Origin of the sequence: Kocuria tytonicola (genome assembly GCF_003687175.1) — a bacterium.
Lineage (GTDB): Bacteria > Actinomycetota > Actinomycetes > Actinomycetales > Micrococcaceae > Kocuria > Kocuria tytonicola.
This window is the reverse complement of record NZ_RDEX01000001.1, coordinates 418562-437849: the sequence shown is the minus strand read 5'-3', so window position 1 is coordinate 437849 and position 19288 is coordinate 418562. Positions and strand designations below refer to the sequence as shown.

The 19288-nt window shown below is 71.2% G+C and carries 22 protein-coding genes; 12 read left to right on the top strand and 10 right to left on the bottom strand.

The annotated features are described in order from the left end of the window. Positions 1 to 38: 38 nt before the first annotated feature. The 4 genes from EAE32_RS01955 to EAE32_RS11925 all read right to left on the bottom strand — a co-directional run bounded on the left by EAE32_RS01955 (position 39) and on the right by EAE32_RS11925 (position 2315). Positions 39 to 971 carry a type IV toxin-antitoxin system AbiEi family antitoxin domain-containing protein gene (locus tag EAE32_RS01955; RefSeq protein ID WP_207803844.1) on the bottom strand — a complete coding sequence of 311 codons (933 nt, stop codon included), beginning with the start codon at positions 969 to 971 and terminating at the stop codon, positions 39 to 41. 101 nt (positions 972 to 1072) lie between these two features. Next, on the bottom strand, positions 1073 to 1759 hold the full coding sequence (locus tag EAE32_RS01950; protein ID WP_121864011.1) for a metal-dependent transcriptional regulator: 687 nt from the start codon (positions 1757 to 1759) through the stop codon (positions 1073 to 1075). Positions 1760 to 1802: 43 nt separating this feature from the next. Further along, positions 1803 to 2012, bottom strand: coding sequence for a hypothetical protein (locus tag EAE32_RS11930; RefSeq protein WP_243635537.1), 210 nt, complete (start codon positions 2010 to 2012; stop codon positions 1803 to 1805). A gap of 3 nt (positions 2013 to 2015) precedes the next feature. Next, positions 2016 to 2315, bottom strand: coding sequence for a hypothetical protein (locus tag EAE32_RS11925; protein WP_243635536.1), 300 nt, complete (start codon positions 2313 to 2315; stop codon positions 2016 to 2018). Between the two features lie 135 nt (positions 2316 to 2450). Between EAE32_RS11925 and EAE32_RS01940 the strand changes: the two genes are divergently transcribed. After that, a complete protein-coding gene (locus EAE32_RS01940) occupies positions 2451 to 2819 on the top strand; it encodes a hypothetical protein (protein ID WP_121864010.1) in 369 nt (122 codons plus the stop codon). 129 nt (positions 2820 to 2948) lie between these two features. After that, positions 2949 to 3251, top strand: coding sequence for a hypothetical protein (locus EAE32_RS01935; protein ID WP_124035151.1), 303 nt, complete (start codon positions 2949 to 2951; stop codon positions 3249 to 3251). A gap of 115 nt (positions 3252 to 3366) precedes the next feature. Here the strand turns inward: EAE32_RS01935 and EAE32_RS01930 are convergent, their stop codons facing one another. Then, positions 3367 to 4587, bottom strand: coding sequence for an ABC transporter permease (locus EAE32_RS01930; RefSeq protein WP_121864009.1), 1221 nt, complete (start codon positions 4585 to 4587; stop codon positions 3367 to 3369). Further along, positions 4584 to 5717, bottom strand: a complete 1134-nt coding sequence (locus EAE32_RS01925; RefSeq protein WP_124035150.1) for an ABC transporter permease — start codon at positions 5715 to 5717, stop codon at positions 4584 to 4586. Before EAE32_RS01925 ends, EAE32_RS01930 begins: the two co-directional genes overlap by 4 nt. Before the next feature lie 73 nt (positions 5718 to 5790). Between EAE32_RS01925 and EAE32_RS01920 the strand changes: the two genes are divergently transcribed. The 4 genes from EAE32_RS01920 to EAE32_RS01905 all read left to right on the top strand — a co-directional run bounded on the left by EAE32_RS01920 (position 5791) and on the right by EAE32_RS01905 (position 9597). Then, a complete protein-coding gene (locus EAE32_RS01920; protein WP_121864007.1) occupies positions 5791 to 6399 on the top strand; it encodes a TetR/AcrR family transcriptional regulator in 609 nt (202 codons plus the stop codon). Positions 6400 to 6508: 109 nt separating this feature from the next. Continuing rightward, positions 6509 to 6835 (top strand): metal-sensitive transcriptional regulator, encoded by a 327-nt coding sequence (locus EAE32_RS01915; protein ID WP_121864006.1) that lies wholly within the window; start codon positions 6509 to 6511, stop codon positions 6833 to 6835. A 100-nt stretch (positions 6836 to 6935) separates the two neighbouring features. Then, on the top strand, positions 6936 to 7145 hold the full coding sequence (locus EAE32_RS01910) for a heavy-metal-associated domain-containing protein (RefSeq protein ID WP_121846733.1): 210 nt from the start codon (positions 6936 to 6938) through the stop codon (positions 7143 to 7145). Continuing rightward, entirely contained in the window at positions 7138 to 9597 is a 2460-nt protein-coding gene (locus EAE32_RS01905) for a heavy metal translocating P-type ATPase (RefSeq protein ID WP_121864005.1), read from the top strand. Before EAE32_RS01910 ends, EAE32_RS01905 begins: the two co-directional genes overlap by 8 nt. Before the next feature lie 163 nt (positions 9598 to 9760). Here the strand turns inward: EAE32_RS01905 and EAE32_RS01900 are convergent, their stop codons facing one another. The 3 genes from EAE32_RS01900 to pdxR all read right to left on the bottom strand — a co-directional run bounded on the left by EAE32_RS01900 (position 9761) and on the right by pdxR (position 12807). Continuing rightward, a complete protein-coding gene (locus tag EAE32_RS01900; RefSeq protein WP_121846731.1) occupies positions 9761 to 10186 on the bottom strand; it encodes a hypothetical protein in 426 nt (141 codons plus the stop codon). Between the two features lie 76 nt (positions 10187 to 10262). Beyond that, complete coding sequence (locus EAE32_RS01895; RefSeq protein WP_243635535.1) at positions 10263 to 10904, bottom strand: hypothetical protein; 642 nt, start codon at positions 10902 to 10904, stop codon at positions 10263 to 10265. A 229-nt stretch (positions 10905 to 11133) separates the two neighbouring features. Continuing rightward, positions 11134 to 12807 (bottom strand): MocR-like pyridoxine biosynthesis transcription factor PdxR, encoded by a 1674-nt coding sequence (gene pdxR / locus EAE32_RS01890; RefSeq protein WP_243635534.1) that lies wholly within the window; start codon positions 12805 to 12807, stop codon positions 11134 to 11136. Between the two features lie 22 nt (positions 12808 to 12829). On the opposite strand from pdxR, the gene pdxS reads away from it, so the two are divergent. The 6 genes from pdxS to EAE32_RS01860 all read left to right on the top strand — a co-directional run bounded on the left by pdxS (position 12830) and on the right by EAE32_RS01860 (position 18203). Beyond that, positions 12830 to 13759 carry a pyridoxal 5'-phosphate synthase lyase subunit PdxS gene (gene pdxS, locus EAE32_RS01885; RefSeq protein WP_121846853.1) on the top strand — a complete coding sequence of 310 codons (930 nt, stop codon included), beginning with the start codon at positions 12830 to 12832 and terminating at the stop codon, positions 13757 to 13759. Between the two features lie 215 nt (positions 13760 to 13974). Further along, complete coding sequence (gene pdxT, locus EAE32_RS01880) at positions 13975 to 14562, top strand: pyridoxal 5'-phosphate synthase glutaminase subunit PdxT (RefSeq protein WP_165860416.1); 588 nt, start codon at positions 13975 to 13977, stop codon at positions 14560 to 14562. A 255-nt stretch (positions 14563 to 14817) separates the two neighbouring features. Then, positions 14818 to 15951, top strand: coding sequence for a trans-sulfuration enzyme family protein (locus tag EAE32_RS01875; RefSeq protein WP_121864003.1), 1134 nt, complete (start codon positions 14818 to 14820; stop codon positions 15949 to 15951). Between the two features lie 14 nt (positions 15952 to 15965). Further along, positions 15966 to 16802, top strand: coding sequence for an amino acid ABC transporter substrate-binding protein (locus tag EAE32_RS01870; protein WP_121864002.1), 837 nt, complete (start codon positions 15966 to 15968; stop codon positions 16800 to 16802). Continuing rightward, on the top strand, positions 16799 to 17473 hold the full coding sequence (locus EAE32_RS01865; protein ID WP_121864001.1) for an amino acid ABC transporter permease: 675 nt from the start codon (positions 16799 to 16801) through the stop codon (positions 17471 to 17473). Before EAE32_RS01870 ends, EAE32_RS01865 begins: the two co-directional genes overlap by 4 nt. After that, positions 17466 to 18203 (top strand): amino acid ABC transporter ATP-binding protein, encoded by a 738-nt coding sequence (locus EAE32_RS01860; protein WP_121845133.1) that lies wholly within the window; start codon positions 17466 to 17468, stop codon positions 18201 to 18203. The genes EAE32_RS01865 and EAE32_RS01860 overlap by 8 nt, the downstream gene beginning before the upstream one ends. A gap of 18 nt (positions 18204 to 18221) precedes the next feature. On the opposite strand, the gene EAE32_RS01855 is transcribed toward EAE32_RS01860, so the two are convergent. After that, positions 18222 to 19217, bottom strand: a complete 996-nt coding sequence (locus EAE32_RS01855) for a TPM domain-containing protein (protein ID WP_121864000.1) — start codon at positions 19215 to 19217, stop codon at positions 18222 to 18224. Positions 19218 to 19288 lie beyond the last annotated feature (71 nt).

Genomic DNA, 19288 nt, shown 5'->3' with positions numbered 1-19288 from the left:
GCGTTCAGCTTGAGGCGTCGCTGGGCGTCCTCGTGGTTTCATGCCCCGCTCCCCTGATCCTCGAGACGACAATCCCCGTCAGATTTGTCCGCCGACGAGCAGCCGTGCTCAGAACTTTTCTCGACGAGGTTCCGAGTCTGCGGGCTCGTTGACGGTACGAGTGCTCGGAAACCAGCGCCCTCCGCGATCAGTCGTCCCATCTCCCGGCCGAGGTCGGCCATGAACTCGGAAGTCTGGGCGCCCTGGGGCATGGAGTCCAGGACGCCGTGGTTGAACGCAGTCACCCACTGGCGGCTCAGCATCCTGAACGAGCTGGACGACTCCGCAAGGTTCGCGAACACCTCGGGCAGCCCCGCCTGCTCCACACTGCTGTCGACCAGTTCGGAACCCTGGTCGTATCCATAACGCCCAGCCACCTGGTCGAGCTGTGTCGCCAGATCACGCCATCGAACGCCAGGGGAGCTCAGCGCATCTCGGATGATGTCGGCCAGATGGTCGAAATCCACGCTGGCGGCCGCCAGGTCTCCCACCGTCCTGGGGATCGACGTCACCGGCAACCCCTCGACGATCTTGACGTCCCCGGCCAGCTCGCCGCGGTGGAAGAACACGTCGTCATGCGTCGTCTGACGGCGTTTTTCCACCGTGAACTCATGACGGGAGGGAATCAGGTCCCCGAGGGAGTGCGCCGCGGCGGCAGAAACGTGTGAAACCGCCACCTCCACATCCGCTCCACGCCGGTCTGCCGCAAGACGTTTCGAGTCGGTTGCCAACCATGCGGCACGCAGCTCCTGCAGTGGGCCGTGGTCAGCCGAGGGCAGGGCCCACACGCCGCGGCGCAGTGGGTGGATGACCCCGGCGTCCCGGAGGCGGCCAAGAGCAACCCGTGAGATCTCGTATGCACCAGCCTGAGCCGTGGTGATCAGGCCCCACTGGGAAGCGCCCAGTTCCTCCATGGTGGTGATCGCGTCCACTGTCCTCACGGGTCACCTCCAGATTGCTTGGTTTGTAACATCTAGATGTTACAAACCAAGCTTATAGGACCCACAGCCGGGGGAATTTGTTACATCCCCGTTCAGGACCCCGCACCCGCCAGCGACACCCACACGGCGTCGGTGGCGGTCTGTCCGAGGGCGACGCTGCGGGCGCCGTCGTCCAGCACGGCCTGGACCGAACCGGAGTAGGGCCCGCCAGAGTAGATCGCCAGGGGCACGCCCACCCCGATGCCGTGCTCGGCGAAGAAGCGCAGCAGCTCCGAGTCCCGGTCGGAGATGCGCTCCACACGCACGCGGGCGCCGTCGGCAACGGTGGAGAGCGAGACCGCGTCCGGGGAGGCGATGGAGCCGTCCCGGGCGGGGATCGGATCGCCGTGGGGGTCGCGGTCGGGGTGGCCCAGAAGGTCGTCCAGCCGGTCGACCATGAAGTCCGAGACAGCGTGCTCCAGGTGCTCGGCCTCTTCGTGCACCTGGTCCCAGCGGTACCCGAGCATCTCCACCAAGAAGGTCTCGATCAGCCGGTGCCGCCGCGCCATCTCCACGGCGAGCGCCCGGCCCTGCTCGGTGAGCTCGATGGCGCCGTACGGGCTGTGCGCCACCAGACCCTGCTCCGTGAGCTTCTTGAGCGCGTCCGAGACGGTGGACAGGCGCAGACCCACTTTCTGGGCCACGGCGGAGGTGGTGACGGGCTCCGCAGACCACTCCCCCAGGATCCAGATGGCCCTCAGGTAGTTCTGGTGGCTCACCGACAGTTTCGCGACGGACATGATGGGGAGACTAACAAAGCGGGCGGGAGTGCCGGTCCGCGCGTCAGGGCCCGGGAGTCGGCTCGGCGGGCTGGGTCACCCCGTCGATCATCCGCCGCAGGAAGGTGGCCACCACGTCCCTCTCCGAGGTGGACATGTCGTTGACCACCGCCACCATCCGCCCGTGCATGTCCCGCAGGGTGGTGCGCACCTCGTGCTTGCCGTGCTCGGCGGGGACCACGACCACGAAGCGCCGGTCCTCGGGATGGGTCACGCGTTAGGCGTAGCCGTCCCGCACGAGCCGACCCACCAGGATGCTCGTGGAGGCGTTGGTGATGCCCAGCAACGAGACGATGTCTTTCTGACGCATCACCGCACCCCTGCCCTCCGCGGAGATCAGGTGCCGCAGCGCCAGGATGTCCTTCTCCCCCATGTCCATGTCCGCCCGCACGCCGGTGCGCATGGTGGTCTCGGCGTCGCGGTACTGCCGCAGGAGCTTCAGCACGTCGACGCCGCTCGCGGACTCCTGGGAGTCGTCGTACCAGCAGTGCCGGGGGCGTTCGACATCCGTCGTCATAATCCCGATCCCTCGTCGCGCCGCGGGGTGGTGCCTCGAGGGGTTCTCACAGGTTCAGGTAGATTGACCAACTGTTAGTCGACCCATCAATCCGCGGCAGTTCACTATCCGAGCTCACGCAGAGCGGAGCCCCCCATGCTGCTCGCCCCTGATCCGGCACCGGAAACCACGGCGGTGCCCGTCAAGGACGTGGACCTCCCAGGGGCGACGTACGCCCCGGATGTCTCCCTGGCCTCCGTGGCCCGCGCGGCCACGCTGGGTGTTCAGGTGTACCCGTCGGTGGCGTCCGCTGACTTCGCCATCACGGGCGATCTGGACGACATGCATCTCACGGTCTCCCTCGCCTTCACCCCCAGCCCCGAGAACCAGCGCATCAAGGACGAGATCAGCACCGAGCTCATCCCCGGCCTGGAGATCATCCTGGGCACCTCCTTCGCCCGCACCACCCTGGACTACGCGGTCGCGGCGCCGACCCTCACCACCGCCCCGGTCGACGCAGCGTGAGCACCCCGGCGGACGACGCCGCCCGCGCCCTCGTCCGCTGACGCGCACCTCGATCACGTCACCGTTCACGTTCCCGTCTGGAGGACACTAGTGCGCAGAGGTGAGGGAAAGTCCATCCTGCTGGATCTTGTGAGCAAGGCGTGCTTCGTCGGCGCGGTTGCCCTGTTCGTCAACCACCACCTGCTGCTGGCAGGTGCTGCAGTCGTGGGATCCTTCGCGCTGAGCAGCTGGTCCGGGCGCGCCTCCGAGAACGGCCGGATCGATGAGGCCCTCACCGCGAAGGCGGAATGGGACCGGCTCCACCCGCCCGAGGAGGAATCCGAGAACCTCCCGAGTTGGAAGCGGCCCTGCGCCCCGGATACGGATACGGAGACGTCGCCGAGGCCGGAGGACGAGGACCGGCCGCCCAGCGCGCCGCGTAGAAACCGCTGAGAAGCTGCCCCTGCCGGATCGTGGGCCCTGCACACCGGACGTCCCCTCACCCGCCTCGCCCACCGGAACGCAGGCGCCCGCCCGCGGCTGACGTGCCACCGGGCCCGGGGGGAACTCACACCGACGCCGCCGCTGCCGCCGCCGCGGTGCTCGCCTCTTCCCGTTCGCTCAGGATGGCGAAGAGGTGGCGGCGCTTCTGCCGCAGGGTGCCCAGCACGGCCAGGGCGATGCCCCCGGCGATCCACGCACTCATGATCCACACCGGGGCCGCGAGGGAGACGTCCTGGAAGTAGATGGCGTCCCGGATGGCGGCCACGCCCTGGGGCGCGTAGAGCCACTCGTGGACCCAGCCGTAGAACCCGCCCACCATGTCCAGCGGCGCGGTCAGCCCGGAGGCGCTGAGCCCCAGCAGCGGCATGAGGAAGATGCACAACGGCATGGCCACCGGACCCAGCACCAGCATGAGTCCCGTGGTCACGGTGACGCAGGACAGGCACAGCAGGTAGAGCATGCACCACGGCACGAATGCGCTGCCGCTGAACATCCCGAACACGGCCCACCCGTAGACCACCATGCCGGTGGCCACCACGGCGGGCATGAGGAACCACAGCAGCACGCGCAGCTTGGTGCCGGTGGGCATGAGGCTGCTGACCACTCCGGTCATGAACCCGCCCAGGATGGCACCGAGGGCCAGGTAGGTGATCGTGGTCCCGTTGGGATCCCCGTCCACCACCGCCGCGACGTCCTCCGTGTGCAGCTGCTTCTGCCCCTTCTGCGCCACAGGTGTAAACAGCTGGGTCACCGCGGCGTTCACCTGACGGCCGTTGGCACCCGCCGTGTAGAGGGTCCCGGTGGCGGGGTCGAAGGCCGCGCGGGCGTCGTGGGTCCGCACCTCGTTCCTGCCGTCGTCCACGGTGTCCACCCGGTGGGCGTCGAAGTCCCCGGCGGAGCTGTCCGTGAGCTGCCGGGCCAGGTCCGAGGCCTGCGCCCCGGTGCCGATCACAGCCACCTTCATGTCCCGGGGCGTGACGTCCACGGTGGTGCCCACCATGAGCATGGGCATCACGAGCATCATGAACAGCGGCAGCAGCATGCCCACCGTGATCATGCGCTTCTGCGTGAGCTTGGCGTCCACGGTGCGCCGGGGCGGAGCCGCGGGGTTCTGCATCGCGCCGATGGCCGAGGCCGGGGGCATCTGGGCCATGCGGTTGATGAAACCGTCCTCCAGCGGGCGCTCGGAGTCCGGCACGGCCGTGGAGCCCTCGGCACCCGCGTCCCGCGCGGCTGAAACCGTGTCCGCCGGATCGACGGACCGGGTGGGGTTCTGGTCGCTCATGCGTGCTTCACTTCCTGGGCCCGGTGACGCCCGCGAGCAGGCCGTGCGGCGTCGTCGTCGTCCGAATCGTGGGAGTCGTAGGCGGTGAGGAGGGGCTCGTCCGGGTGCTTGCGGGCGTGGTCCACCTGGTCCGCGATCACACCGCGGTCCTCCCCGGGGTGCGGCGAGCGCAGCGACCCGAGCCACAGCAGGCCCGCACCGAGCATGAGCCAGGTGGCCAGCAGGAGGATCCAGGGCCCCACGCCGTGGCCGTCGAAGTAGATGACGCGCTGCAGCAGCTCGCCGATGGCCCCGGTGGGCATCATGCGGTGGGTGACCTGGAAGAACCCGGGCATCATGTCCGGGCTGGTGGCGATCCCCGAGGCGGGGATGCCCAGGATCACGAACACGGTGATGCCCACGATCGTGGCGGCCTGGCCCAGGAGCCCGCCCACCCCCAGCTGGAAGACGGCGGCCGTGAAGTAGGCGGCCATGGCCACGAGACCCGCGGTGACCAGGTGCGCGTCGTAGACACCGTAGAAGCCCCACGTGACGCCCACCGTGAGCACCGCGGCGACCACCGAGAGCATTCCGATCAGCCCCAGCCGGGAGCGCAGGCGCATCCCCTTGCCCAGGTTGCCGAGCATCGTGGAGGTCACGTACCCGGCGGTCACGCACGCCGTCATGACGTACATGTACGCGATCCCCAGGGTGTCCTTGGGAGCGGGCTTCTTCAGGTCCTGCACGGCCAGCGGCACACCGACCTGCTGCGCCACCTGCTGGAACACGGACTGCGCCGCGGCCTTGGCCTGGCGACCGCCGGCGGTGGCCACGTAGAGCTTGCCGTCCGAGGGGTCGAAGGCCGCGCGGGTCTCGCGGTCCATCACGTCCTCGCGGGCGGTGGGCGCGTCCGCCACGGTGCTGACGTCCAGTGCGTCACCGCCCTGGGCGGCCACCTGGCAGGCCAGCTGCTGCGTGGAGTCGGAGGTGCCGATGACCTCCACCTCCATGTGGTGCGGCACGGGCTGGTGCATGGCCGAGACGTAGGAGGCGGGATAGGCGAACGCCATGAACACGGGGAAGAGCATGGCCACGAGGATCATCCCGGTGGAGATCCTGGCGCCGGCTCCGGGTGGTTGAGGTGAAGACACGAGCGCTTACATTACACCTGTAAACATCCCTGTCAAATGTAAGATAACCGTTCGCAACTGCTATCCTGGGTTCATGGACGTCACGGCCGCCGACCCCCCGCAGCACTCCCCCCGGTGCGCCCCCCTGGACGTGCGCGTGGCCCACACCCTCTCCGCCGTTCGCACCGCCGCACTCGAGCTGCTGGAGGCCCAGGACGCCCGGAGCATCACCATCTCCCAGCTGTGCAAGAAGGCCTCGATCTCCCGCCCCACCTTCTACCAGCACTACTCGGGGCTCGACGACGTCTACGCGGACATCGTGCGCCAGGAGCTCTCCCGCACGGCGCGCGAGTTCGAGGGCTTCGAGGGCTCCGGGATCGAGAAGCCCCTGGAACGGCTGATCGCCTTCGTGCACACCCACGGCATGGGGAACCTGGCCACGGTGGGCAACCGTCAGCTCGCCTCGCGCGTGCGTCCCATCGTGGAGCTGTGGCTCGCCGAGCGCGTGGCGCGTGCCGCCTACGACGCCGAGCTGGACGCCCTCGACCCCGACCAGTGGATGCGCACCTACTTCGTGGCCGGCGGGCTCATGACAGTGCTGCGGCAGCAGGCCGCGGACTCCCCCGCCTCCGGGGTGGGCGCCGAGGAGATGGCCCACGCCCTGCAGCGCACCATGAGCACCGTGCTGCGCACCACCTCCTGACCTTCCCCACCTCCGCAGGCCGCTCGCACGACGCCGCCCGGCCGCACCACCCTCTCTGCGCACCTGGTGTCCGGCATCACGTTGAACAGATACCCCCTAGGGGTATAGAATGAATGCCATGAGCACCCAGGACACCCCCTCCCGCGGCTACGCGCAGGACAAGGCCGCCTACGCCCGGCGCCTCAAGCGCATCGAGGGCCAGGTGCGCGGCATCCAGCGCATGATCGACGAGGACACCTACTGCATCGACGTCCTCACGCAGATCTCCGCCATCCAGTCCGCCCTGAAGTCCGTGAGCCTGGGGCTCATGGAGGAGCACCTGGGCCACTGCGTCAAGCACGCCGTGGAGCACGCCCACGACACCGGGGACACCTCCGAGATGGACGCCAAGCTCGCGGAGGCCAACGCCACCATCGCCCGCCTGGTCAAGAGCTGACCCCGATCTGCAGCTCGTTCTGCCCCCTGCTTTCCCGCCCCGCGCCGAGAGGCCTGCGCCTCCGGGCCCTGCGGGCCACCCACGACCGAAGGAGAAATCCATGAACACCACCGTGAACGTTTCCGGCATGACCTGCGGCCACTGCGTGTCCTCCGTGCAGGAGGAGCTGTCCGAGATCCCCGGCGTGACCGCCGTGGACGTGGAGCTCAACGCGGGCGGCACGTCCCCCGTGACCATCACCAGCTCCCGCGAGCTGTCCCCCGAGGAGATCTCCGCGGCCGTGGCGGAAGCGGGGTACACCGTTGAGTGAGCCCTCCGCACCCACCACCACCCTCGACCCGGAGGTCCACGGCCCCCTGCGCGAGCTGGAGCTGGAGATCACCGGCATGACGTGCGCCTCGTGCGTGGGTCGGATCGAGCGCAAGCTCCGCAAGCTGGACGACGTGGAGCCCGCCGTGAACCTGGCCCTGGAGTCCGCCTCCGTGCAGGTTCCGGCGGACGTCTCCGACCAGGACATCGTGGACACCGTCCAGCGCGCCGGGTACGGGGCCCGCATCACGGGCGGCGCGCAGCAGGCGGCGTCCGAGCCCCAGGACGGGGCAGACTCCGACCCCGGGGCAGGAACAGCGGGTACGACGTCGTCGGGCGCCTCCCCTGCCGTGCCCTCAGCAGGTGCCGTGCCCGGCGATGCGCGGGACCGCGCCGCAACGCCCGCCACGGACGGTGCCCGCCACGAGGACGGCGCGGAGCAGAACGAGCACCGGGACCCGGCGCTCGAGACCACCCCGGCCCAGCGGCGCATGGCGGACCTGAAGAAGCGCTTCTGGGTGGCGGCCGCGTTCTCCGCACCCGTGTTCGTGGTGTCCATGGTGCCCGGGGCGCAGTTCCCGCACTGGGGCTGGGTGGCCGCCCTGCTGGCGCTGCCCGTGGTCACGTGGGCGGCGTGGCCGTTCCACCGCGCCACCGCGGTGAACGCCCGGCACCTGTCCACGACCATGGACACCCTGGTGTCCCTCGGCGTGGCCGCGGCGTACCTGTTCTCCCTGTGGCACCTGGTCGCGGACCCGAGCATGACCGCCCACGCCCATCCCGGCGCGGGCATGGACATGTCCGGGCACCAGCTCTACTTCGAGTCCGCGGCCCTCGTGACCACGTTCCTGCTGCTGGGCCGCTGGCTCGAGGCTCGCGCGAAGTCCCGCTCCGGCGAGGCGCTCAAGGCACTGCTGGACCTGGGCGCGCAGCAGGCCACCGTGGTGGCGGAGGACGGCACCGAGCACACCGTGCCGGTCTCGGAGCTCGCCGTGGGGGACACCTTCGTGGTGCGCCCGGGCGAGAAGGTCGCCACGGACGCCGTGGTCCTGGAGGGTGGCTCCGCCGTGGACGCCTCCATGCTCACCGGCGAGTCCGTGCCGGTGGAGGTGGGCCCGGGGGACGAGCTGACCGGCGCCACCGTGAACACCACGGGGCGGCTGCTCGCCCGCGCCACCCACGTGGGGGCGGACACCGTACTCGCCTCGATGGGCCGCACCGTGGCCCGCGCCCAGGCCACCAAGGCACCCGTGGCGCGGCTCGCGGACCGCATCTCCTCGGTGTTCGTGCCCGTGGTCATGGGCATCGCGCTGGTGACCCTCGCGGTGTGGCTGCTGGTGACCGGCGACCTCAACCGCGCCTTCGTGGCGGCCGTCTCCGTGCTGGTCATCGCGTGCCCGTGCGCCCTGGGGCTTGCCACCTCCACGGCCATGCTGACCGGCACCGGGCGCGGCGCCCAGCTGGGCATCCTCATCACCTCCGCGGAGGTCCTGGAGGACACCCGCTCCGTGGACACCGTGGTGCTGGACAAGACCGGCACCGTGACCCACGGGAACATGGCCGTGAGCACCGTGACCCCGCTCAACGCGTGGTCCCGGGACCAGGTGCTGGACCTGGCCGCGGCCGTGGAGCGCTACTCGGAGCACCCCATTGCCCAGGCCATTGCGGCGGCCACACCCCACCGGTACCAGGTGACCCGCTTCGAGTCCGCCCCGGGCGGCGGCGTGCGGGGCTATGTGCCGGACGGAATGAACGCCCGTTTCGTGGTGGTGGGCCGCTCTTCCTGGCTGCACGAGAACGGGGTTCGGCTGAACGCCGAGGAGACCGAGGCCCTGGAGCACGCCCGCGCCGGGGGTTCCACCACCATCCTCGTGGCCGTGGACGGCCGCCTGGCCGGGTTCATCGACCTGCGGGACACCGTGAAGGACGAGGCCCCTGCCGCCATCGCCGAGCTGAAGGAGCTGGGGCTGCGCCCCGTCCTGCTCACCGGCGACAACGCCGCCGTGGCCCGCTCCGTGGCCGCGCAGGTGGGGATCGCCCCCGAGGACGTGGTTGCGGACGTGACCCCGGACGGCAAGGTGCAGGCCGTCGAGTCGCTGCGCTCGGGGGGTCATGTGGTGGCCATGGCGGGGGACGGCGTCAACGACGCCCCCGCGCTGACCACGGCGGACCTCGGGATCGCCATGGGTTCCGGGACGGACGCGGCCATGCAGGCCGCGGACATCACGGTGGTCCGCAGCGAACTCACCGCCATCCCCTTGGCCATCCGGCTCTCCCGGGCGACGCTCTCGACCATCAAGTCCAACCTGTTCTGGGCGTTCGCGTACAACACGGTGGCCATTCCGGTGGCCGCCCTGGGACTGCTGAACCCGATGGTGGCCGGTGCGGCCATGGCGTTCAGCTCCGTGTTCGTGGTGCTGAACTCGTTGCGGCTGCGGCGCTTCGCGCGCTGAGCCCGCCTGCTGGGCGGGCGGCTGGGCGAGTCGGCGGCGGCCACCGTCACATGCCCCGCAGGCACCACACGCCCAGGACGACGTGCCGCGCAGGACGAGGCCCCGGGGACCACATGGTCCCCGGGGCCTCGTTGCACGCCGGGACCGCTGCCCCGCGCGAAGATCAGCGAGCGCTCGAGCCCGGCTTCTCGCCGGTGGTGTCCGGGTGGACGCGCTGGCCGAACTCGGGCTCGTCCGCGGCGCGGGAAGCGGTGCCGCCCTGCTCCGTGCTGCGTGCCCGCTCGGCCTCGCGGCGCGCCTTGTTCTCCGCGAAGATCTTGGCGGAGGAACGGTTCACGCCGGTGCCCTGGCCGAGCTCCTCGGCGTTGGGCTTCTCCAGCAGCATGAGGGTGGCGCACACCACCACGGAGGCGATGAACGTGATGCCGGCGGCAATCAGTCCCAGCCCCACACGGGCCGCGTTGTCGGAACCGCCGGCGGCCACCACGGAGACGATCACGAACGCCACGACGGCCAGGACGGCCGAGATGACCAGGGGCCCCTTGATGTCCGTTGTGCGCCGGCCGTTGTGCTCAGTGCGCTGGGCCACGTGATTCCTCCTGGCAGTGTTCGGGGTGCGAGGCGGCGGAGTCCCGTCCGCCGGTTCAACCTGTGAGTCTACGCCGTCAGCCCTCACGGGAAGGGTGGGCGGCAGTGCCGTCCGCGGCCCGGGCGTCGTGGCGCAGGCTCAGCGCGGCAATGAGCTGGGTGACGCCGATCAGGATGGCCGCACCACCCACCACGCCGAGCTCCGCCTTGGTCCCGAGCGTCTCCACGAGCACCATGCCCATGGCCGCGAACACGGTGATCGCGCCGCACAGCGTCCAGTCCCTCCCCAGAGGGAACTCCCCCCGGAACCGCATGCCGAGCACCAGCTCCGTGATCCCGCACAGTCCCAGGACCACGGCGGAGAGCAGCACGAACACCCAGTTGCTCGTGGCCACCACAGCCGTGAGCGCGCCGCCCAGGACGTAGAGCACCCCGTAGGACTGGGGGATGCCGCGGCTCGCCCCGAGGTCCACGGACTCGTTCCGGTTCAGGCGCACCTGCAGGAAGAGCGCGGAGAGGCCCGTGCCCACGAGGAACAGGGCCATGACCCAGCGCCCCGCGGCGGGGGACGGTTCCTGCCAGAACACGGTGATCGCGGCGAAGACCAGCGCCACCACGGCACGCACCAGCGTGGGCGCCCACAGGTCGTGGCGCACGTCGGCGCGGCGGGGGCCCGGGCGGCTCTCGTCGCCGTGCGGTGCGGGAATGGACTGGGGCACGCGGGAACTCCTGGGATCGCGGCGGGTGTTTCGCCCAGTCTATCGAGCCCCCCTGACGGGATCCCCGGCACCTGCCCCCTCCGGCCCGCCACCGCCCAAAGGGTCTGCGCCGGGGCCCGGCGTCGAGTCACCGCGCCGACGTTCTGCACCACCGCTGCACGGCACCCGCCCCGCAGCACCCCCACACCGCTCCGCTCCTCAGCCCCCAGCCTTGCGGCCCCGCAGCCCCTCAGCCTCCCAGCACGTCCCGCAGCACGCGGGTGCCGCGCACGAGGTCCTCGTCCCGCGCCGTGAGCCCCAGCACCAGTCCCTCCCCGGGTGACGACGCCGCACCCCGCCGCTCCGGGGCACCCGCAGCGGCCCCGCCGGCCCAGTAGTCCCGCAGCCCGCTCACGAGCACCCCGCGCTCCCGCGCTCCCGCCACCGCGGCGGCCTCGTCCGGCACCTCGACCACGGCGTGCGCGCCCCCGGCCATCGGGGCCACGACCACCCCGGGGAGGGGGTCCAGCGCGTCCGAGACGAGCGAGCGGCGTCGGCGGAAGGAGCGGCGCATGCGGGCGGTGTGGCGCTGGAACTCGCCCGCGTCCATGAACCGGGCGATGGCGTCCTGGGCCACGCGGGACACGGGCGATCCCAGGTCCGCCCGGGCCCGCAGGAGCTCCGGGAGCAGGGGCGCGGGGGCCACGAGGTGCCCCACTCCCACCGCGCTGCCCAGCACCTTGGCGAAGCTGCCGAGCGTCACCACGGTGTCGCGGGCGGTGTCCAGTGCCCCGAGGGCGGGCAGGGGCTGGCCGGTGTGGCGCAGCTCGGAGTCGTAGTCGTCCTCGATGACCACCGCACCGTGCTCGCGCGCCCAGGACAGCAGCTCCGCGCGGCGGCTCACCGGCATGGTGCCGCCCAGCGGGTACTGGTGGCCGGGGGTGAGCACCAGGACGTCCGGCGGCGCGGCCACGTCCCAGCGGCCCGCCCCGGACCAGCTCCCGGCGGGCAGCACCGCGGGGTCCAGCCCGTGCGCGTCCACGGGGATGGGCAGCGCGGTGTGCCCGGTGGCCGCCACCACCCGGCGCAGCGCGGGGTAGCCCGGGTTCTCCACCGCCACCCGCAGGGTCCGACGCCGCGCCAGGCCCAGGACCCGCAGCACCAGCTGCAGCCCGTCCCGGACCCCGGCGGTGACGAGGATCTCCTCCGGAGCGCGCACGATCCCGCGACTGAGCCGCAGGTAGGCGGAAAGATGCCCCTGGAGGGATGTATCCGCGGTCTCCCCGGTGGCCGCGGCGCCCGCGGCGTTCCGCCACGCCCCGCGCCACGCGGGGGTGTCCAGCGAGGTGACGGGACCCGCACCCGGGCGCAGGTCGAAGAGGCCCTCCTCGTGGGGGGTGGCCGCGCCTCGCGCGTCCGGCGGGGTCCGGTGCGGTACCACCGGGGCCGCGAGGGACGGCGCGGCACCCGGGCGACCGGGCGACGTCGTGCAGGGCGTGGTCGTGCGGGCAGGCCTTGGGCGGGCCGGGGGCGGGGCAAGCGGCGCAGCGGACGGTGGCGTGGGACGCGCGGGCTCCCGGTCCAGGTGCAGGGACGGTGTGATCCGTGTGGCACCGCGGTCCGCCACGAGGTATCCCTCCCCCGCGAGGACGTCCCACGCCGCGGTCACGGTGCCGCGGGAGATGCCCAGGCGGGCGGCGAGCGCCCGGGAGGACGGCAGCGGGTCACCGGGGCGCAGGACGCCGCGCGCCACGAGGTCGCGGACCCGGCGCACGAGCTGCTCACCCAGGGCCACCCCGGAGGTGCGGTCCACGGTGAGGGGCAGGTCGATGTCCCGGGGGTGGCGCACCAGATCCTCCTGACGTGGGGCCGCTCCTGCGTGGACCAGCCATTTCCCCCAATTATGGCTCTGTTCCTGGGCCACTCAGGGCGTCAGGATGAACCGCATGACTGACACCACGCAGACCTCCGTCCAGAACCCCGCTCCCGTGACCGGTTCGCGCCTCGTGAAGCGCGGGCTCGCGGACATGCTCAAGGGCGGCGTGATCATGGACGTGGTCACCGCCGAGCAGGCACGGATCGCCGAGGATGCCGGCGCGGTGGCCGTGATGGCCCTGGAGCGCGTGCCCGCAGACATCCGCTCGCAGGGCGGCGTGGCCCGCATGAGCGATCCGGACCTCATCGAGTCCATCATCGACACCGTCTCCATCCCGGTGATGGCCAAGGCGCGGATCGGGCACTTCGTGGAGGCGCAGGTGCTGCAGCACCTCAAGGTGGACTACATCGACGAGTCCGAGGTGCTCTCCCCCGCGGACTACGCCAACCACATCGACAAGCACCGCTTCGACGTCCCCTTCGTGTGCGGCGCCACCAACCTCGGTGAGGCGCTGCGCCGGATCACCGAGGGCGCGGCCATGATCCGCTCCAAGGGCGAGGCGGGCACGGGTGACGTCTCCGAGGCCACCAAGCACATCCGCACCATCCGCGCGCAGATCGCGGAGCTGCAGGCCCTCCACACCGCCGCCCCGGACGCCCTGTACGTCAAGGCCAAGGAGCTGCAGGCGCCCTACGAACTCGTGGCCGAGGTGGCGCGCACGGGCTCGCTGCCGGTCGTGATGTTCACCGCCGGTGGCGTGGCCACCCCCGCGGACGCCGCCATGATGATGCAGCTGGGCGCGGACGGCGTGTTCGTGGGCTCGGGCATCTTCAAGTCCGGCAACCCGGCCGAGCGTGCCCGCGCCATCGTGGCCGCCACCGCGTACTACGACGACCCCGCCCGCATCGCGGACGCCTCCCGCGGGCTGGGCGAGGCCATGGTGGGCATCAACGTGGCGGACCTCCCCGCCCCGCACCGCCTCGCGGAGCGCGGTTGGTGAGCGAGCCCCCCTCGCAGCACCGCACGCCCGACGAAGCCGCCCGCCCGGACACCGCCGCCCGCCCCACCGCGGGCGGGCAGGGCGGGGGTGCGGCGTCGCCGCCGTCCGCCCCCGGCCGGGACGCCGGTGAGCGGTCCGCGCAGGATGCCCCCCTGGACCGTGGCCCGTCCTCGCAGGCCCCGACATCGCACGAAGCGAGCGAGCCGACAACCCCGGTGGTCGGCGTGCTCGCGCTGCAGGGCGGCGTGGTGGAGCACGTGCGCGCCGTGGAGTCCCTGGGCGCCCGCGCCGTGAAGGTGCGCGCTCCGGAGGACCTGGCGGGCCTCGACGCCCTGATCCTGCCCGGCGGAGAGTCCTCCACGGTGGACCGGCTGTGCCGCACGTTCGGGCTGTTCGAGCCGCTGCGGGGCGCGATCCGCGGCGGTCTCCCCACGCTCGGGACCTGCGCGGGGCTCATCATGCTGGCCACGCAGATCGAGGACCCGGCACCCGGCCAGCAGTCACTGGGTGTGCTGGACGTGAGCGTGAACCGCAACGCGTTCGGCTCGCAGGTGGCGTCCGCGGAGGTGGACCTGGCGTGGCTGGGCCCGGCGAGCGGCGTCGTGGGCCCCGGCGACCACCTGAAGGCCGCGTTCATCCGCGCGCCCGAGGTCACCCGGGCGGGGGACGGCGTGGAGGTCCTGGCCCGCCACCGCGGGGCCGTGGTGGCCGTGCGGCAGGACAACGTGCTGGGCATCAGCTTCCACCCCGAGCTCATGGGGGACACCACACTGCACCGGCTGCTGCTGGACAGCGCGAGGTGACCGGGCGGCGGCGTCGAGAACGTCCCGAGGCGCCGCCTCCGCCCGCGGAGACTTCGACACACCGCCCCTGCGGAGACACGGCGCGCCCACCTCTCACCTGGCCCTCGCCCACGCTGGCTCGAATACCGCAGCGCCGGCGGTGCGGGCGGCACCCGAGCACGACGCCGCACCACGTCTTCTGACGCAACACATCTCGCCTTCCGGTGCTGAAACGGTGTAGACCTGACTCCCTTGACCACTTCGACGGAGGACCTCTTGGCCGGCTTCACCACTCGCACCATCCACGCACTGCACGACGTCGCCCTGGGCGCCGTGGTGCCCCCGATCCACACGGCCTCCACCTTCCTGCAGCCCACCGAGGGCGGGGAGGGTCCGTTCGAGTACCAGCGCGGGTCCAACCCCACCCGCACCGACGCCGAGACCACCCTCGCGGCCCTGGAGGGCGCCCGGCACTCGTTCGCGTTCTCCACCGGCATGGCCGCCACCGGTGCCGTGCTGGGCACCCTGCACTCCGGGGACTCCGTGATCATGGGCCTGCCCGTGTACGGCGGCAACTACCGCTGGGCCACCATCGAGCTGCCCAAGCGCGGTGTGACCACGCACTTCCACGACGACCTCAACCAGCTCACGGACGAGGACTTCGACGAGAGCACCCGCATCGTGTTCCTGGAGACCCCGAGCAACCCCACCCTGCGCGTGACCGACATCCGCCGCGTGGTGGAGCTGGCGCACCGCCACGGCGCCCTGGTGGTCGTGGACAACACGTTCCTCACCCCCTACCTGCAGCGGCCGCTGGAGCTGGGCGCGGACGTCACCGTCCAGTCCGCCACCAAGTACCTGGGCGGGCACGGGGACCTGCTGGGCGGCGTCGTGAGCACGAACGACGACGAGCTGGCCGAGCAGGTGCACCTGGCCCAGATGGTCTCCGGCGGGGTGCTCTCCCCCATCGACTCCTACCGCCTGATCCAGTCCGTGAAGACCCTCGGCATCCGGCTGGACCGGCAGCAGGAGAACGCCCGGAAGATCGTGGAGTTCCTGCGCGGGCGCGAGGAGGTCGCTCGCGTCCTGGTCCCCGGCTCGTACGACGAGACGGAGGCCCGGATCCAGGAGTCCCAGGCGGACGGCCCCGGGGGCCTGTTCTCCTTCGAGCTCGTGCCGGGCAAGGATGTCCGCGCGTTCCTGGGTGCCCTGAGGATCTTCGGCTTCGCCGTGAGCCTGGGCGGGATCGAGTCCCTGATCTGCCTCCCCACCTCCATGACCCACGGGGCGTACTCCCCCGAGGACCGGGAGACCGCCCACCTGACCGAGAACCTGCTGCGCGTGGCCGTGGGCATCGAGGACGTCGAGGACCTGCTCGCGGACCTCGCCCAGGCCCTCGACGCCGCGTGAGCCCCGGATTCCCCATGACACCGCAGCTGCCGAGCCGACGAGCTCTCCTGAGCGCCACAGGGCTGGTGGGGTTCAGCGCCGTCCTGGCGGCCTGCTCCCCGGACGACGGCGCACCGGAGGGTTCCGCAGCCATGCCCGCCGGGGACGCCCTGCAGCGGATCCAGGACGCGGGCGAGGTGCGCATCGGCATGGAGGGCACGTTCCGCCCCTACGGCTACCACGACGGCTCCGGCGCGCTGGTGGGCTTCGAGAAGGAGATCGGGGACCTCGTGGCCCGTGACCTCGGGGTGCGCGCCACCTTCGTGGAGACCCAGTGGGACTCGCTGATCGCGGGGGTGGACGCGGGCCGCTACGACCTGGTCATGAACAACATCGCCCCCACCGCCAAGCGCAAGGAGGCGTTCGACTTCTCCGTCCCCTACGCCGTCTCCCAGGGGCGGGTGGGGGTGGCGAAGGACTCGCCGTTGACCTCCGTGGACCAGGTCTCCGGTCACTCGGCGGCCCAGACCGAGACCTCGAACTTCGGCCAGAGCATGGCCAGGGCCGGCGCCCAGCTGGTTCCCGTCACGGGCTTCGACGAGGCGGTCATGCTCGTGGCCTTCGGGCGCGTGGACATGACCGGCAACGACTTCGTGACCTTCCAGTCCTTCTTCGAGCAGCGCCCCGACGCCGGCATCCGTCTCCTGGACGGGCCGCTCGGCGAGGCCTCGGAGTCCGCGGTCCTCATGGCCCGCAACCAGCCGCGGTTGCGCGCGGCCGTGGACCAGTCCCTGAACCACCGCATGGACACCGGAGATCTGAGGAAGATCTACGAGAAGTACGTGTCCACCGACCTCACCCCGGAGCCATGACCGATTTCCTGAGCCTGTGGGCCGACTCCCTTCCCCAGCTGCTGGCGGCCACCGTGAAGGTGACCGTTCCGCTGAGCATCATCGCCTTCGTCCTGGCCCTGGCGGTCGCGGTGCTCGCCACCGCCATGCGGCTCAGCCGCATCCGCCCCCTGCAGTGGCTGTCCCGGTTCTACGTGTGGCTGTTCCGTGGCACGCCCATCCTGGTGCAGCTGTTCATCATCTTCTACGGCCTGCCCGCCGCGGGCATCACGCTCTCCGCGTGGACCTCGGCCATCATCGCGTTCACACTGAACACCGGCGCGTACGCCGCGGAGACGCTGCGGGCCTCCGTGCAGTCCATTCCCCGGGGCCAGCTGGAGGCCGCCCGGACCCTGAACTACACCGGGTGGCAGACGGTCCGCCACGTGATCGCACCCCAGGCGCTGCGGATCGCGCTGCCCCCGCTGGGCAACGACCTGATCGACCTCGTCAAGGGCACCTCACTGGTCATGGTGATCACCCTGGCGGACGTGTTCCAGGTGGGCCGCCAGATCGCCGCGACCACCTTCCAGCCCCTGGCGCTCTACGCGGAGGTGGCCGTGGTCTACCTGGCGATCTTCACCGTCCTGTCCTTCCTGCAGTCCCGCCTGGAGCGGGTGTCGAACCGCTACATCAGGAGCTCCCGTGCTTGAGCTGAACGACGTCTCCAAGAGCTTCGGCGGGACCCCTGTCCTGAAGCAGGTCTCCCTGCAGCTGCGGGGCGGGGAGACCACCGTGGTGCTGGGGCCCTCCGGCTCCGGCAAGTCCACGCTGCTGCGCACCATGAACCTGCTGGAGGTCCCGGAGTCCGGGTGCTTGAGCATCAACGGGGACTCGGTGACCTTCGGCGCCACGCTCACCCGCAAGCAGGTGGCGGCCATCCGGCGGCGCTCGGCCATGGTGTTCCAGGGGTACAACCTGTTCCCCCACGAGACGGTGCTGGAGAACGTGGCCATGCCCCCGGTGCTCAACGGCAAGGCGGACCGCGCCACCGCCCGGGCCCGCGCCACGGAGCTGCTGGGCAAGGTGGGCATGGACCACCGGCTGCAGGAGTACCCGGACAACCTCTCGGGCGGTCAGCAGCAGCGCGTGGCGATCGCCCGGGCACTGGCGGTGGAACCCGACTACCTGCTCTTCGACGAACCCACCTCCGCCCTGGACCCCGAGCTGGAGGCCGAGGTCATCAAGGTCATGGTGGACCTGGCCCGGGAACGCCGCTCCCTGGTGGTGGTGACCCACAACATCGGGTTCGCCCGCCGGGTCGCGGACCGCATCGTCTTCCTCGCGGACGGCGGCATCGGCTTCGACGGCACGCCGGAGGGCTTCTTCGCGTCCGACAACGAGCGGATCCGCCGCTACCTCAACGTCTTCGACGCCGTGTGAGCGGACGCCGTCCCGGGGTCAGAAGCTCCCGGACGCCCCGCCGCCGCTGAACCCGCCGCCACCGCCGAACGAGCTGGACGCGCCACCGCCGTAGTTCGACCCGCCCGAGGTCGAGGAGTGGGACGCCCCGCTGTACACGGCCGGGTACATCACGTACAGCGGCAGCCAGCTCTGGAACGTGGGCGCGTACTGGATCTCGCGCTCCACGCCGTCCTTGTCCTTGGCCTTTCCGGGGGTCGCGTTGAGGCCCGGGGCCTTGGGGTTCTGCTGCCGGTAGCGGTAGTAGGCGCGGCGCATGCCCTCGGTGATGTTCTCCTCCGGGTGTTCGCGCTGGAACTGCTCGATCTCCCGGTCCGCCTGCTCCCGGATCTTCTTGGTGCGGCGGCTGCGGCGCCAGGCCAGGAGTCCGGCCACCACACCGCCCAGGCCCAGCAGTCCGAAGATCACACCCATGATGGTGTTGCTGCGGACCTCCCGCTCGTGCGCGGCCTGCGGGTTCGCCTGGTCGTAGACCTCGGTGAGGGTGTTCGTGAACGCCTCGGCATACTTCTCGTCCTTGAAGCCGGGCTGCAGCTCGTCCTTCATGATGGACTCGGCGTCCCCGTCCGAGAGCACCTCCCGGGCGCCGTCCGCCACCTCGATGCGCAGCTCCCGCTCGCCCATGTCCGCGACCACGAGCACGCCGTTGTTCCGGCCGTCGTCCCCCACGCCCCAGTCCGTGGCGACCTTCCGGGAGTAGTCCTCGATGCTCTCGCCCTGGGTGCCGTCCACGGTGAGCACCGCGGCGCGGATGTACTCGTTGTCCTTGTTCTTCTGCCCGATCAGGCGGTTGAGGTCCGCCTCCTCCTGCGTGCTCAGCAGGTCCGCCTGATCCTGCACCGCACCCTCGCTGGGCCGGGGTGGGATGTCCAGTGCCCGGGCGGGCAAGGCCGTGCCCGCCACCAGAGCCGATCCCAGCGCTGCCGTCAGCAGCACTCTGCGCGCAGCGGGCAGGGTTGCGTTCGAGGTGGTCACAGGGTCCTCCCGGGGCTCGACGACCGGCGCAGCGCGCCGTTTCCTGCGGTCCAGGCTACGTGGCGCACGTG

What these genes read in the sequence shown, in the direction of transcription:
- EAE32_RS11925 (WP_243635536.1), bottom strand. Translation starts at nt 2,315, where the DNA reads ATGACGACGGATGTCGAACGCCCCCGGCACTGCTGGTACGACGACTCC.
- EAE32_RS01915 (WP_121864006.1), top strand. Translation starts at nt 6,509, where the DNA reads ATGAATGCCATGAGCACCCAGGACACCCCCTCCCGCGGCTACGCGCAG.
- pdxS (WP_121846853.1), top strand. Translation starts at nt 12,830, where the DNA reads ATGACTGACACCACGCAGACCTCCGTCCAGAACCCCGCTCCCGTGACC.
- EAE32_RS01910 (WP_121846733.1), top strand. Translation starts at nt 6,936, where the DNA reads ATGAACACCACCGTGAACGTTTCCGGCATGACCTGCGGCCACTGCGTG.
- EAE32_RS01940 (WP_121864010.1), top strand. Translation starts at nt 2,451, where the DNA reads ATGCTGCTCGCCCCTGATCCGGCACCGGAAACCACGGCGGTGCCCGTC.
- EAE32_RS01870 (WP_121864002.1), top strand. Translation starts at nt 15,966, where the DNA reads ATGACACCGCAGCTGCCGAGCCGACGAGCTCTCCTGAGCGCCACAGGG.
- EAE32_RS01950 (WP_121864011.1), bottom strand. Translation starts at nt 1,759, where the DNA reads ATGTCCGTCGCGAAACTGTCGGTGAGCCACCAGAACTACCTGAGGGCC.
- EAE32_RS01930 (WP_121864009.1), bottom strand. Translation starts at nt 4,587, where the DNA reads ATGAGCGACCAGAACCCCACCCGGTCCGTCGATCCGGCGGACACGGTT.
- EAE32_RS01865 (WP_121864001.1), top strand. Translation starts at nt 16,799, where the DNA reads ATGACCGATTTCCTGAGCCTGTGGGCCGACTCCCTTCCCCAGCTGCTG.
- EAE32_RS01920 (WP_121864007.1), top strand. Translation starts at nt 5,791, where the DNA reads ATGGACGTCACGGCCGCCGACCCCCCGCAGCACTCCCCCCGGTGCGCC.